15 protein-coding genes are annotated in these 14,028 nt (G+C 59.1%); 4 read left to right on the forward strand and 11 right to left on the reverse strand.

The window, feature by feature from the left end:
* Nucleotides 1-25: 25 nt before the first annotated feature.
* Genes AF70_RS12505 through dapA form a run of 3 tightly spaced genes read right to left on the reverse strand, consistent with a single transcriptional unit; the run spans nt 26 to nt 2,800 of the window.
* Nucleotides 26-784, reverse strand: a complete 759-nt coding sequence (locus AF70_RS12505; RefSeq protein WP_019580834.1) for an MBL fold metallo-hydrolase — start codon at nt 782-784, stop codon at nt 26-28.
* Between the two features lie 4 nt (nt 785-788).
* Nucleotides 789-1,904 carry an outer membrane protein assembly factor BamC gene (gene bamC / locus AF70_RS12510; protein WP_019580835.1) on the reverse strand — a complete coding sequence of 372 codons (1,116 nt, stop codon included), beginning with the start codon at nt 1,902-1,904 and terminating at the stop codon, nt 789-791.
* Between the two features lie 17 nt (nt 1,905-1,921).
* On the reverse strand, nt 1,922-2,800 hold the full coding sequence (dapA, locus tag AF70_RS12515) for a 4-hydroxy-tetrahydrodipicolinate synthase (protein ID WP_007941448.1): 879 nt from the start codon (nt 2,798-2,800) through the stop codon (nt 1,922-1,924).
* Between the two features lie 328 nt (nt 2,801-3,128).
* Between dapA and AF70_RS12520 the strand changes: the two genes are divergently transcribed.
* Both AF70_RS12520 and AF70_RS12525 read left to right on the forward strand, forming a co-directional pair.
* Nucleotides 3,129-3,689 (forward strand): glycine cleavage system protein R, encoded by a 561-nt coding sequence (locus tag AF70_RS12520; RefSeq protein ID WP_007898662.1) that lies wholly within the window; start codon nt 3,129-3,131, stop codon nt 3,687-3,689.
* 10 nt (nt 3,690-3,699) lie between these two features.
* Entirely contained in the window at nt 3,700-4,173 is a 474-nt protein-coding gene (locus AF70_RS12525) for a peroxiredoxin (RefSeq protein WP_018926778.1), read from the forward strand.
* 109 nt (nt 4,174-4,282) lie between these two features.
* On the opposite strand, the gene AF70_RS12530 is transcribed toward AF70_RS12525, so the two are convergent.
* Together AF70_RS12530 and AF70_RS12535 are read right to left on the reverse strand one after the other, a co-directional pair.
* Nucleotides 4,283-5,353, reverse strand: coding sequence for an AI-2E family transporter (locus tag AF70_RS12530; protein WP_007941446.1), 1,071 nt, complete (start codon nt 5,351-5,353; stop codon nt 4,283-4,285).
* Between the two features lie 31 nt (nt 5,354-5,384).
* Entirely contained in the window at nt 5,385-5,624 is a 240-nt protein-coding gene (locus AF70_RS12535; RefSeq protein ID WP_007941445.1) for a sulfurtransferase TusA family protein, read from the reverse strand.
* Nucleotides 5,625-5,721: 97 nt separating this feature from the next.
* On the opposite strand from AF70_RS12535, the gene AF70_RS12540 reads away from it, so the two are divergent.
* On the forward strand, nt 5,722-7,155 hold the full coding sequence (locus tag AF70_RS12540) for a M48 family metalloprotease (protein WP_019580839.1): 1,434 nt from the start codon (nt 5,722-5,724) through the stop codon (nt 7,153-7,155).
* A gap of 76 nt (nt 7,156-7,231) precedes the next feature.
* Here AF70_RS12540 and AF70_RS12545 read toward each other — a convergent pair whose 3' ends face one another.
* The 4 genes from AF70_RS12545 to rpoE form a co-directional block, all read right to left on the reverse strand.
* Complete coding sequence (locus AF70_RS12545; RefSeq protein ID WP_019580840.1) at nt 7,232-8,662, reverse strand: DegQ family serine endoprotease; 1,431 nt, start codon at nt 8,660-8,662, stop codon at nt 7,232-7,234.
* A gap of 246 nt (nt 8,663-8,908) precedes the next feature.
* Nucleotides 8,909-9,871: a MucB/RseB C-terminal domain-containing protein gene (locus AF70_RS12550; protein WP_019580841.1), complete on the reverse strand. Its 963-nt coding sequence runs from the start codon at nt 9,869-9,871 to the stop codon at nt 8,909-8,911.
* 8 nt (nt 9,872-9,879) lie between these two features.
* Entirely contained in the window at nt 9,880-10,467 is a 588-nt protein-coding gene (locus tag AF70_RS12555; protein ID WP_019580842.1) for a sigma-E factor negative regulatory protein, read from the reverse strand.
* A 30-nt stretch (nt 10,468-10,497) separates the two neighbouring features.
* On the reverse strand, nt 10,498-11,079 hold the full coding sequence (rpoE, locus tag AF70_RS12560) for an RNA polymerase sigma factor RpoE (RefSeq protein ID WP_003172477.1): 582 nt from the start codon (nt 11,077-11,079) through the stop codon (nt 10,498-10,500).
* Nucleotides 11,080-11,635: 556 nt separating this feature from the next.
* Here rpoE and nadB point away from each other — a divergent pair.
* Nucleotides 11,636-13,252, forward strand: coding sequence for an L-aspartate oxidase (gene nadB / locus AF70_RS12565; protein WP_019580843.1), 1,617 nt, complete (start codon nt 11,636-11,638; stop codon nt 13,250-13,252).
* Here the strand turns inward: nadB and AF70_RS12570 are convergent.
* Together AF70_RS12570 and AF70_RS12575 are read right to left on the reverse strand one after the other, a co-directional pair.
* A complete protein-coding gene (locus AF70_RS12570) occupies nt 13,221-13,673 on the reverse strand; it encodes a protein YgfX (protein ID WP_028939339.1) in 453 nt (150 codons plus the stop codon). The genes nadB and AF70_RS12570 overlap by 32 nt on opposite strands.
* Entirely contained in the window at nt 13,657-13,911 is a 255-nt protein-coding gene (locus AF70_RS12575) for a succinate dehydrogenase assembly factor 2 (RefSeq protein ID WP_007941436.1), read from the reverse strand. Before AF70_RS12575 ends, AF70_RS12570 begins: the two co-directional genes overlap by 17 nt.
* Between the last annotated feature and the right edge of the window lie 117 nt (nt 13,912-14,028).

Genomic DNA, 14,028 nt, shown 5'->3' on the forward strand with positions numbered 1-14,028 from the left:
GGGCTCCGCTTGCTAAGTAGGTGGGCTAGGCGATGTGTCGCCAGTCGAGCCCTGAATCTTGATCGGCCAGTTGCAGCCAGTCCGGGTCGCACCCGAGGGTGTCGACAAAACATTGCCGGGCCAGCTGCGGCAGGTTGTTCTTGCTGCTCAGATGGGCCAGGACCAGGTGTTGCAGGCCTTGCCAGCCCAACTCGGCCACCAGGAATGCCGCCTGATGGTTGTTCAAATGTCCCAATTCACCGCCCACCCGCTGCTTGAGAAAGTACGGGTAGTGACCGCGAGCCAGCATGTCACGGCAATGGTTGGCCTCGATCATTAACGCATCGAGGTCCCGATAGCCGTCCAGCACCTTGTTGCAGTATGAGCCCAGGTCGGTCAACAGGCCGAAACGCCGCTGACCGTCGCTGAAAACATACTGCGTCGGCTCCTGTGCATCATGGGCCACGGCAATGACGCCGATGCTCAGAGGGCCGATTTGCAGTTGCTCGCCGCCAGCCAGAAAGCCTGCGGGTTCAATCGGTTTGCGCATCCCGCGCAGGGTCCCGCGACTGAGGTAGACAGGCAGATTGTAACGCCGAGACAGCAAACCCACGCCATGCACGTGATCGGCATGTTCGTGGGTCACAAGTATCGCGCTCAACTGCGCAGGGTTTACCCCAAGGCGCAGCAGGCGTTTTTCGGTTTCCCGCAAGGAGAAACCACAATCCACCAGCACATACGTGTCATCGCTGGCTACCAGCGTGCCGTTCCCTTGGCTACCGCTGCCGAGAACGGCAAAACGCATGCGATCAGCCCAGGTTGTCCTGAATCACGGTCAACACTTTGCGCGCCACGTCTGCTGGCGCCACGGTGTTGATGTTTTTCTCGACGGTAACTTGTACGTTCTCGCCGACCTTGCTCAGGCGAACCTGATAACGCTCGGCGCGGGCTTCAACTTCTTCTTTGTTCGGCTTGCTGCCGAACAGGCTACCGAAGAAACCTGGTTGCTCATCCTTCTTCTCGGCCTTTTCGGCGAGGTTGATGTAGTACAGGCCCAGGCTGCGGTTGATGTCTTCAACACGCCATTCGCCCTGTTCCAGCGCACGACCGACGCTCGACCAGGCACGATCCAGGTCGGTACCGACGTTGAGCACCGGGTTGCCGCTGCCATCCTCGGTCAGGCTGACACGGCTTGGCGTATCGTAATCACGCGAGGCCAGCATGGAGACCGAACCGCCCTTCTCCGAAGTGCGGCTCATGCTCGCGAGCATGTCGTCGACCAATGCTGCATCCAGGCCGGTGTTGACCGAACGATTGGTGAAGTCGACGTTGGCGGTGCTGCCGGCAGGACGCTCGGCGCTGACCACATAGACTTCACTGGTGTTGCGCTGCACGCCTGGCTCGATACGCACCCGTACGCGGGTTTCGCTGTCGGCGCCGACACCGGCTGCGCTCAGGCGCTTGGCCATGGCTGCGGACAGTTCGTCGGAATGCTGCCAGGTAGTCGTGAACTCACCGGTTTGCGGGCGCTGTTCGTCCAAACGGAAACCGTTGTCCTGGAAGAACTGCACGGCCACTGGCCAGACTTCGGCCGGTGGGTTCTGAGCCATGATCCAACGCGAATCGCCGCTCTTCTGCAAGGAGTAGGCGCTGATATCAGCCGCTGCCGACAGCGGCTGCGGACGAGGCACGACATATTCGCCCTTGGCTGTATCGTCAGCCACATTGCGCGGGATCGGCAACAGTGGATCCAGACGCTTGGAGGTGCTGACGTTTGGTGGCAGTTGCATCGGTGCAGTCTGTTGCGCTTCCAGGTAATCGCTACCACGGTCACGGAAGTAACCTTCCGGGCCCCAGATCCATCCGCAGCCACTGGTGCTGGAGATAATCAAGGCAAGTGCGGAAAGTCCGGCCATTCGCTTCATGCGTAGTACTTCCTCAATTAAACCAGGACGCCGGACTGGCGCATGGCCTGCCGCAGCGGTTCGTGACAGGCAGCACTGAGCCAGGTGAGCGGCAGACGGATACCGTCCGGCATCAGGCCCATTTCATGCAGCGCCCATTTCACGGGGATAGGGTTGGATTCGATAAACAGGGTTTTATTGAGCGGCATCAGCTTTTCGTGGATCGCCCGGGCTTTGACGGCATCACCGGCCATCGCAGCGGCGCACAGCTCGCTCATGGCGCGCGGTGCAACGTTGGCGGTCACCGAAATGTTGCCCTTGCCACCGAGCAGCATCAGCTCGACCGCGGTCGCATCGTCACCGGAGTAGACCAGGAAGTCGCTGCTCACGCCGGCCAGGATGTCCTTGGCGCGCTGCAGGTCGCCCGTGGCTTCCTTGATGCCGATGATGTTCTTCACGGTCGACAGGCGGATTACCGTCTCGGCCTGCATGTCGCACGCGGTACGACCCGGCACATTGTAAAGAATCTGCGGGATATCGACCGCTTCGGCGATGGCGCGGAAGTGCAGGTACAGGCCTTCTTGCGTCGGCTTGTTGTAATAAGGGGTTACCAGCAGGCACGCGTCGGCGCCAGCGTTCTTCGCATTGGTCGTCAGTTCGATCGCTTCACGCGTCGAATTGGCGCCCGTACCGGCGATCACCGGAATACGCCCTGCAACCTGGGCAACCACGCGACGAATCACTTCGATGTGCTCGTTCACGTCCAGCGTGGCCGACTCACCCGTAGTGCCGACCGCCACGATGGCGTTGGTGCCCTCTTGCAGGTGGAAGTCCACCAGTTTGCTCAGGCTGTCCCAGTCGAGACGACCCTGTGCATCCATGGGTGTGACCAGTGCCACCATACTGCCCGCAATCATGCAACCGCTCCTGCCGGAAAAAGAGAGCGGTAATGGTACTGGCGCCAAGATGCTTGTACAAGCGAAGTACTGCGCTGCCGCCATTCCCCTTGGCGCTGCTTTTCGCTACCCTTCAGACTTTGATCGGTACTGATAAGCTCGTACGCCGGGTTCCAGCCTCCATTTTCGGCATCACAAGCCCCGATCCAGCGTTGCCACCCCTCGCTCTTGCCACACTGGAGCACGTTGCAACCTTCGGCTGGGGGTTTGTGAATTCGCATCCGCAGGCTCGTCCCCGGTAAAAAAGCCCATAAACAGTATCGACCGCTCATCGCTTTAGGAATGCTGCATGTCCACCCCCACAGTTCGCGAACAATTCCTTGTCATCAGTGCCCTCGGCGCCAACCCCATGGAGCTGACTAACGTCCTGTGCCGCGCCAGCCATGAAAACCGCTGCGCCGTGGTCACCTCTCGCCTGACGCGTCATGGCGAATGCAGCGCGCTGATCCTCGAGATCTCCGGCAGCTGGGACGCCCTGGCGCGCCTCGAAGGCAGTCTGCCGGTGCTGGCCAAACGGCATGCTTTCACTGTCAACGTGGTGCGCAGCGCAGCCCTGGAGAACCGTCCCCAGGCCCTGCCGTACGTCGCCTACGTCAGCTCAGCCTACCGCCCGGACATTATCAACGAGCTGTGCCAGTTCTTCATGGACCACAACGTCGAGCTGGAGAACCTGACCTGCGACACCTATCAGGCTCCGCAGACCGGCGGCACCATGCTCAACGCCACATTCACCGTGACCCTGCCGGCCGGCACCCAGATCAGCTGGCTGCGTGACCAGTTCCTGGATTTCGCCGACGCCATGAACCTGGACGCACTGATTGAACCGTGGCGCCCACAAAACCCAATGTAAGGAAGCTTTCATGGCCGTAGCCATCGACCAACCGGTTGCCGACTTCGAAGCACCCGCCACCAGCGGGCAGACCGTCAGCCTCGCGGCCCTCAAAGGCAAGCAAGTGGTGATTTACTTCTACCCGAAGGACAGCACGCCGGGCTGCACCACCGAAGGCCAGGGTTTTCGCGACCAGTACGCGGCGTTCAAGGCGGCCAACACCGAGGTGTTCGGCCTATCTCGCGACAGCCTGAAGTCTCACGAAAACTTCAAGTGCAAGCAGGAGTTCCCCTTCGAGCTGATCAGCGACAAGGACGAAGCCATCTGTCAGCTGTTCGACGTGATCAAGCTTAAAAAGCTCTACGGCAAGGAATATATGGGTGTTGATCGCAGCACGTTCCTGATCGACAAGGATGGCGTGCTGCGTCAGGAATGGCGCGGCGTGAAGGTGCCGGGGCATGTGGATGCGGTTTTGGCGGCTGCTCAGGCGCTGAACAAGGCCTGATTTTTTGGGCGTCTATTCGGACGCCTTCGCGGGAAAGCCCGCTTCCACTGGGATGGTATGAACCCTGTGGGAGCGGGGCTTGCCCGCGAAGAGACCCTCAAGTCGACGATCAAAGCAGCGGTGCCACCTCCGGCTCCTTGCGCGGCCAGGCATCCAGCACGGCTTTGAACAGCGTTGCCAGGGGAATCGCAAAGAATACGCCCCAGAAGCCCCACAACCCGCCAAACAGCAGCACCGCGCAGATGATCGCCACCGGGTGCAAGTTGACCGCTTCCGAGAACAGCAGCGGCACCAGCACGTTACCGTCCAGCGTCTGAATAATCCCGTAGACCGCCATCAAATAGATGAACTGATCGCTCCAGCCCCATTGGAACAGTGCAATCAGCAGCACCGGCACGGTCACCACCACCGCCCCGACATAGGGCACCACTACCGACACACCCACCAACAACGCCAGCAGCGCAGCATAGTTGAGCCCCAGCGCCACGAAAGCGATGTAGGTCACGCCCCCGCAAATGAAGATTTCGATGACCTTGCCGCGAATGTAATTGGCAATCTGCCGGTTCATTTCCTGAGCGACCCGGGTGATCAGCGCTCGCTCCCGCGGCAGGTAACCGCGCACCCACTGGCCGATCATTTCCCGGTCCTTGAGGAAGAAGAACACCAGGATCGGCACCAGCACCAGGTAGATCATGATGTTCACCAGCAGCGGCAAGCTCGACAACGAGAACGTCAGCGCCCACTGGCCGAATTTACCGATCTCGCCCCGCGCCACTTCGATTGCCTGTAGCACTTGCTCGTCCGACACCAGATGCGGATAACGCTCGGGCAGCAGCAATAGCAGTGATTGCCACTTGGCGAGCATGCCGGGCAATTCGTTGAACAGCGTGATCAACTGATGCCAGAGCAATGGCACCACGACGATGATGAATACCAGCAGCCCCCCCATGAACAACGCGAAGACCAGCCCCACCGCCGCGGCACCCGGCAGGCGCAGACGCTCAAGGATCACCACCAACCCCTGCATCAAATACGCCAGCACCATCCCGGCCAGCACTGGCGCAAGCATCCCACCCAGAGTGAGAACGGCGGTAAATGCCAGAAACAGCAGCACCGCCAGCACCACGGCCTCTTCATCCGAGAAATAACGCTGAATCCAGTCGCGTAACACTTTGAACATCAATAATCCTTAGGAACGAACGCAGCAGGTTTCAGGCTTTTTTCAACCAATAGCGGTAGACGCCCGCCTCATCTTCTTCACGAAGCAGCGTATGACCGGCCAATCGGGCAAAGGTGCGAAAATCGCGCTGAGAGCCCGCATCCGTGGCAATCACCTTGAGCACCGCTCCACTGGCCAGTCGGTTGAGTTCCATCTTGGCCTTGAGCAACGGCAGCGGACAATTCAGACCGCTGGCGTCCAGCTCGGCGTCGTGGGTTACAGCGTCAGTCATCGAATCACTCCTGGGCAGGGGTTAAGCCGCTTAGAATATCTGGTCCCAAGCGTAGTGTCCGGCTACAGTAAGGTCTTTGTCGACTAAGGCTTTGTGCATGACTTTTTTGCGCCCTACCCTGCTGACGCTCGCTTGCCTGCTCGCCTCACCGGGCTTCGCCGACGACTTGCCGTCACTCGGTGACGCCAGTTCTGCCATCGTCTCGCCGCAACAGGAATACCAACTGGGCCGTGCGTGGCTGGCGATGCTGCGCAGCCAGGTGTCGCAACTCAACGATCCGCAACTCAAGGATTACGTCGAGTCGAGCGTCTACCGACTGGTGGAGACCAGCCAGGTCAATGACCGACGCCTGGAGTTCATCCTGATCAACAGCCCACAGCTCAACGCTTTCGCTGCGCCGGGCGGGATCGTCGGCGTCAACGGGGGCTTGTTCCTCAACGCCCAGACCGAAGGCGAATATGCCTCGGTCCTGGCCCACGAACTGGCCCACTTGTCGCAGCGTCACTTCGCCCGTGGTGTCGAAGCCTCGCAACGCATGCAAGTTCCTATGATGGCTGCATTGCTGGCCGGGATCGTGATTGCCGCTGCCGGCGCAGGCGATGCCGGGATCGCAACCATTGCCGGCACCCAGGCGGCGGCGATGCAGGAACAACGACGGTTCTCGCGCCAGAACGAACAGGAAGCCGACCGTATCGGCATCATGAATCTGGAGAAGGCCGGTTACGATCCGCGCTCGATGCCGACCATGTTCGAACGGCTGATGCGCCAGTACCGCTACGATGCCAAGCCGCCGGAATTCCTGCTGACTCACCCGGTGACCGAATCGCGTATCGCCGACACCCGCAACCGTGCCGAACAGGCCAAACCGGGCGGTATCGAAGACAGCATGCGTTATCAGCTGATTCGTGCACGCGTGCAGCTGATCTATGAAGAAACCCCAGGCTTGGGTGCCAAGCGCTTCCGCGCCCAACTCGATGAAAACCCGAAAAACGACGTCGCGCGCTATGGCCTGGCAATCGCCCAGATCAAGGGCGGCCAGCTGAATGAAGCTCGCGAGAACCTCAAGCAGCTGCTGGCCAAATCGCCGAACGAGATCATCTACAACCTGGCGCAGGTCGATCTGGACATCACCAATAATCGTCTGCCCGATGCTCAGTCACGGGTTGACCGGATGCTGACTCAGTATCCGGGCAACTACCCGCTGAATCAGGTGCGTGTTGACCTGCTGCTCAAGCAGAATCGAGCAGCCGATGCGGAAAAGGCGCTGGAGAACCTGCTCAAGACCCGTCCCGAAGATCCGGACGTCTGGTACCTGGTGGCCGAGACTCGTGGTCTGTCTGGCAACATCATCGGCCTGCATCAGGCTCGTGCAGAGTACTTCGCACTAGTCGGCGATTATCGCCAGGCGATCCAGCAACTGGACTTCGCCAAGCGCAAGGCGGGCAGCAACTTCCCGCTGTCATCGCGGATAGACGCACGGCAACGCGAGCTGATGGAACAGGAACGCATGATCAAGGACATGATGGGCTGACTGCTTCAGGGACAAAATTCAGATACAAAAAAAACCGCCTCTTTCGAGGCGGTTTTTTATTCAGCCGACAACCGGTTTATTCAGCCAGTTTGAAGGTGATGAAGCTGGCGCGCCCCTGGCGCAGAACCCGCATCGACACCGAGCGGTTCTTCGGCAACGCCTTGGCAATCTCGGTGAACTCCTTCGTGGAGCCGATCGCCTGGTTGTTCAGGTGAGTGATCACATCACCAGGCTGCAAGCCGATCAGAGCAGCAGGACCGTCCTGCACGTCCTTGATTACCACACCACCTTTAAGGTCGTAGGCTTTCTTCTGCTCATCGGTCAATTCGGCCACGGAAACACCCAGGCGATTGCTGCTGCGCTCTGCGCCAGATTTAGGCTGGGCGTCCAGCTCTTTGCCTTCTTCAGGGATAGCGCCGACGGTCAGCTCGACATTCTTGCGTTTGCCTTCGCGGATCACCTCAAGATTGGCTTTCGAGCCGGCCTTCAGCGCACCCACCAAGTGCGGCAGATCGGCGGACATGACGATCGGTTGACCGTTCATGCTCAGGATCACGTCGCCCACTTGCAGGCCCCCCTTGGCAGCCGGACCGTCATCCTGGATCTGAGCCACCAACGCACCGGCCGGTTTCTCAAGACCGAACGACTCGGCCAGATCCTTGCTCACTTCCTGGATCACCACACCCAACCAGCCACGGCTGACTTTACCGCCGCTTTTCAGCTGATTGGAAACGTCCATCGCCACATCGATAGGGATCGCGAACGACACGCCCATGAAGCCGCCAGAGCGGGTGTAGATCTGCGAGTTGATGCCGACCACTTCACCGGCCAGGTTGAACAGCGGACCACCGGAATTACCCGGGTTGATCGGCACGTCGGTCTGGATGAACGGAACATAGTTTTCGTTCGGCAGGCTGCGACCGATGGCACTGACGATGCCTTGGGTCACTGTGTGATCAAAGCCGAACGGCGAGCCGATGGCCACGACCCACTGACCGGCTTTCAGGTCCTGCGATTTGCCGAGCTTCAGAACCGGCAGGTTCTTGCCTTCGATTTTCAGCAAGGCGACGTCGGAACGCGGATCGGTACCGATCAACTTGGCTTTCAACTCACTGCGATCGGCGAGGCGCACGAGAATCTCATCGGCATCGGCGATCACATGGTTGTTTGTCAGGATGTAGCCGTCAGACGAAATGATGAAACCCGACCCCAGGGACTGCGCTTCGCGCTGGCGATCGCCACGAGGTGAGCGTGGCTGCTGTGGCATACCACGCTCAAAGAACTCACGCAGCATCGGCGGCAAGCCTTCAAGGTCAGGCATTTGCTCGCTGGACACTTTGCGTTCCGGCAACTTCTGGGTAGTACTGATATTCACCACCGCGGGCGAGGCCTGCTCGACCAGTTGCGTGAAGTCAGGCAAGTCGGCCGCTTGCGCAGTGACCGCCTGACCGAGCACCAGCACGGTGGCAAAAATGGAGAGATAAGACTTCAAGCGTGGTATCGACATACGGCTCCCGTTACGACGAGCATGGTTAAGCGATATGGAGCAAGGAACACCGGAAACGATACGCCGGTATCTTTGTTCCGGGAACAACAAACAAGGCCAGAGCCGAGGGGCTCTGACCTATAAAAAATTTTCGGGATATTTGCAAATGAAAATGCTCGGCAAAACATTTCGAAGCCTCAGCGACGGGGCAGCTATTGCCGACCTCCCGCACCCTACAGCCCCAATTGACGAGCATGGCTGATCAGCTCACTGCTTGTTGGTAGCCGCGGCATCGTTGCGCATGGACAGCGCAATCCGTTCGGCGGTGCCTATCGGTATTTCACCGACCACGGTCACCATTATTTCGCCTTGCGGAGTGGTCAAGCGACGGGACACAGCGACTGTTGGCCCCAGTTGGGTACGGGTGTCGGTGACTGTTGCCCCATTCAATGGCTCAAGGAACACCGAGAATCGGGCCAGACCGTCGTCGAACATCAAACTGTTGACCTGGACTTTGGTATCCGGATCCTTGTGAGAGGTACTGCTGGTCAGTTCGAAACCTGGCGGCAACCAGTCCGAATGCCAGACCTGCGCAGTCTTGACGGCGGACGCCTTGTCACTATCCAGGTTAATGGGCTTGCACTCGGAACCTGCCTGCAAATCGCTGTCGGAAGGCACCTCGGCAGTATCCAGCCGGGTGAACTGGAACCGTTCCAGCAGTTGCCCTTTGTCATTGAGCAACAATGACTTCAACGGCAAGCCTGTTTCCTTGTCCAGATGCAGCTCAAAACCATAGCGGTGCTGATCGCGAGGCGTCAACGAGACGATCACCGCCGAACGCCCGGCCACGCGCGACTTGCCGATGACGGCAAGGTCATACCAATTCTTTAGCTTTTGTGGATCGAGTGCACGAGCAGCGGAGTTGGGTGAGTCCCCCAGCCCTGCTATCAGGGTGCCGCTGACGCATTGAGTATGCCCATCAATGCGCACGACTTCCTGGGCCGAACCGTCGAGCTGAAGTAAACGCTCTTGGACTTTGCCATCCTGGACGCGATGCCAGATGTTATGGGTAGAAAAACTACCGTTACGCTCGTAGACGAAAGTACCGTGAAAGCTCTGCGTTTGCTCCGCCTGTCCCAGACGCTTCAGCCAGTCCTGGGCTTCATCGGCGTGGGCTGGAACAATAAACCAGCCACTGAGCAGAAGCGTAAGTAGAGGTATGGCGCGCATGATCCTCCTTAACGGTTTTCCAGGCTTGCTGCACGAGCGTAAGGCAGAGCGCTCTCAGTACCTTTCAGTGCAGCCTGTTGAGCATGTTGGCGCAAGTAACCTGGCAGACGCTGATCGTGCCAGCCTGGCTGACCTTGCAATACGCCGTTGGCCATAGGGCCAGTGGCATCCGAACTCTCATTGTAGCCTGCCAATACAGCGGGGCCCTTGACCTGAGGAGTGGTCAGACCTGGCTGATTAGAATGCTGAGCCAGTTCGACACCTGCGATCTCGTCCTGGTTGTACAGACGTACACCTGCCAGCACGGCAATGGTCACCGAAGCAGCGACTGCCAAACGACCCAGGCTGCGCCATGGACCGCGGGAGGCTTTTGCCGGTACGGCTTCGTCAGCCAGCGCAGCAGAGACTGCCGCAGCGATGTCCAGACGAGGAAGCAGCAGGTCCTTATGCATGACCGCCCGAGCGATCTGGTAACGAGCCCAGGTATCGCGGGTTTCAACATCGTCAAAGGCATTCAATACCCGACGCAATTCCAGTTCGTCCGCTTCGTTATCCATCACTGCGGACAGCGATTCCTGCAGGGCTTCACGACTCATGGCGTTCCTCTCTTGGCTGTCGCCGCTGTCTCAGTTTTCCTGCAACAACGGCTGCAGGGCTTTATCGATGGCCTCCCGGGCGCGGAAAATCCGGGAGCGCACGGTACCCACCGGACACTGCATGACGCTGGCAATGTCCTCGTAACTCAGACCATCGAATTCACGTAAAGTTAAAGCCGTACGCAAATCTTCTGGCAGTTGCTGAATGGTTCGATGGACGGTGCCTTCGATCTCATCCCGCAGCAATGCACGTTCTGGCGACTCGAGATCCTTGAGGCCATGATCGCCATCGTAGAACTCTGCATCCTCGGAACTGACATCGCTATCCGGCGGCCGACGGCCGCGTGAAACCAGATAGTTTTTCGCCGTGTTGATGGCGATACGGTAAAGCCACGTATAAAACGCGCTGTCTCCGCGAAAATTACCAAGTGCACGGTATGCCTTGATAAAGGCTTCCTGTGCGACATCCTGGGCTTCATGGGTGTCGTGCACGAAACGCACGATCAACCCGAGAATTTTGTGCTGGTATTTCAGCACTAGCAGATCGAAAGCTCGCTTGTCGCCGCGTTGAACGCGCTCGACCAGCTGCTGATCCTCTTCCTGGGTTAGCATGAACACTCCTCGATAAGCTCGAAGGAGGCTTGCATTACTGAACGACCAGACTTGCAAACATAGACTCGGGCTTTTCGCAAAAGTTCTCCCCCTTCAAGCAAGTTTCCTGCGGGCTCTGATTTGGCACGCACGAAAAACGCAGCGCGGGAAACCCAGGCTGCGCGAATAATCTTGTCATCGGATTCGTCAGCAAGGACCTAACCGCAAGTCCCGCACCGAAACCGACACTGTTCCTTGTTTCAGGCAACCTTCTATTGATCTTGAGCCTTTGGCAAAAGTTCCATATTTATAGCCGCCTGACACCGACATTGTGCAACCGTGAAGCGAAAAAGACTGTTAAATCCACGATACAGTCGCCTTGTCGCCAAAGCATGCAAAAAAACTTCCGACGAAGCGTCCAGTCTTTTCCGTCACAGTAGTTTCACAATGCCATGTGGGCTCGACTATTGTGCCGCTCCCCCCCTCTATATACTAGAGGGCTGTGCGGTTGTCTGACCTCGCCTGTCCAGATGTCCAGCGCCACCCCGAACCGGGTCGCTTTGAGCGGAATCCTGAAATGAGCCAACAGTTTCAACACGATGTACTGGTAATTGGCAGCGGTGCTGCCGGCTTGAGCCTTGCACTGACCTTGCCCGGTCATTTGCGCATCGCGGTATTGAGCAAAGGCGACCTCGCCAATGGCTCGACCTTCTGGGCCCAGGGAGGTGTCGCCGCCGTCCTGGATGACACCGATACTGTCGAGTCCCACGTCGACGATACCCTCAACGCCGGGGGTGGCCTGTGCCATGAAGACGCCGTGCGCTTTACCGTCGAGCACAGCAGAGAAGCGATTCAATGGCTGATCGACCAAGGCGTACCCTTTACCCGTGACGAACAATCCGGCACCGAAGACGGCGGTTTCGAGTTTCACCTGACCCGCGAAGGCGGTCACAGCCATCGACGCATCATCCACGCCGCCGATGCGACGGGTGCGGCGATCTTCAGAACCCTGCTCGATCAGGCCATACAGCGGCCCAACATCGAGCTGCTGGAACAGCGGGTCGCGATCGATCTGATCACCGAAAAGCGCCTGGGCCTTGAAGGCGACCGCTGCCTCGGCGCCTACGTCCTCAACCGCAGCACGGGTGAAGTCGACACTTACGGTGCGCGCTTCGTGATCCTTGCGTCGGGCGGCGCGGCGAAGGTCTACCTCTATACCAGCAACCCTGATGGCGCCTGCGGTGATGGCATCGCCATGGCCTGGCGTTCAGGCTGCCGGGTGGCGAACCTGGAGTTCAACCAGTTCCACCCGACCTGCCTTTATCACCCGCAAGCCAAGAGTTTCCTGATCACCGAAGCCCTGCGCGGCGAAGGCGGACACTTGAAGCTGCCCAACGGCGAACGCTTCATGCAGCGCTTCGATCCACGGGCCGAACTGGCACCACGGGACATCGTCGCCCGCGCCATCGACCATGAGATGAAGCGCCTGGGTATCGACTGCGTTTACCTGGATATCAGCCACAAGCCTGAAGACTTCATCAAGACGCACTTCCCGACGGTCTATGAGCGCTGCCTGGAATTCTCCATCGACATCACCAAACAACCGATTCCGGTGGTGCCGGCGGCGCACTACACCTGCGGCGGCGTGATGGTCGATCAGCGGGGCCGCACCGACGTGCCGGGCCTGTATGCGATTGGTGAAACCAGCTTCACCGGCCTGCATGGCGCCAACCGCATGGCCAGCAACTCGCTGCTGGAGTGTTTCGTTTATGCCCGTTCGGCGGCGGCGGACATTCTTGAGCAGTTGCCAGAGGTGTCGATTCCGACCGCCCTGCCCGTCTGGGATGCCAGCCAGGTCACCGACTCTGACGAAGACGTGATCATCGCGCACAACTGGGACGAACTGCGGCGATTCATGTGGGACTATGTGGGCATCGTGCGCACCAACAAACGCCTGCAACGAGCCCAGCACCGAGTGCAGTTGTTGCTGGACGAAATCGACGAGTTCTACAGCAACTATAAAGTGAGCCGAGACCTGATCGAGCTGAGGAACCTGGCTCAGGTAGCAGACCTGATGATCCGGTCGGCCATGGAACGCAAGGAAAGTCGCGGCCTGCATTACACCCTCGACTACCCGAACCTGCTGCCGGTCGCCCTGGACACTATTCTGGTGCCGCCCACCTACGCCGACTGAACTTGAGCCGAACCCGCAGGCGTCGGTGCACATCCGCCGCCTGCGAATCCCGCGGCACGCATATCGCCCTGATGCCTCGCTCGCCCCGCAGGCGAAAGCGCAGCACCACAACCAACGGCAGCGCCAGGCTGTCCGGCCGTAGCTGTACGGGTTGCCAACCTTGCGCCTCACTCCACAACTGCCAACCATCGGCATCGCGACGCAAGCCGCGAAAGGCCTGTGGGTGTGTCAGCAGAATCTGTCGCGGCAATACCCACATGCTGTGAGCCACGCACAACGCTACGCCGAGCAGATTGGCCCAGAGTGGTATCGAGAGAAGAAACAGCGAACCCAACGCGAACAGCTGGGCGAGAAGATAAGCCGCCAGCAACTGCCGTGAGGCATGCCAGCGGCATTCGAACGCATTACTTGGGCTGGACACGATCCAGGATCATGCGAACCATGCGCTGCAGCTCCGGATCTTCCGATTCGGCGCGCTCCATGAACCAGCCGAACATGTCCTGATCCTCGCACTCCAGCAGGCGGACATACAGCGCGCGATCTACCTCGTTCAGATTCGCGTAAACCTCTTTCACGAACGGCACCAGAAGCACGTCAAGTTCCAGCATGCCGCGACGGCTGTGCCAAAAGAGGCGGTTCAGTTCAACGTTATCGACCATGGAGCGCTCCTCAAATAGGCCGCAAGTATACAGCCCCGAGGCGAGTCGAACAGTCGGCTTTGGTCGGCACTGACGATCCTTTGTGAACTACCCATTTCAAGGGCGCCCCCTTATGAT

The organism is Pseudomonas sp. KD5, assembly GCF_012932895.1.
Taxonomy (GTDB): Bacteria; Pseudomonadota; Gammaproteobacteria; order Pseudomonadales; family Pseudomonadaceae; genus Aquipseudomonas.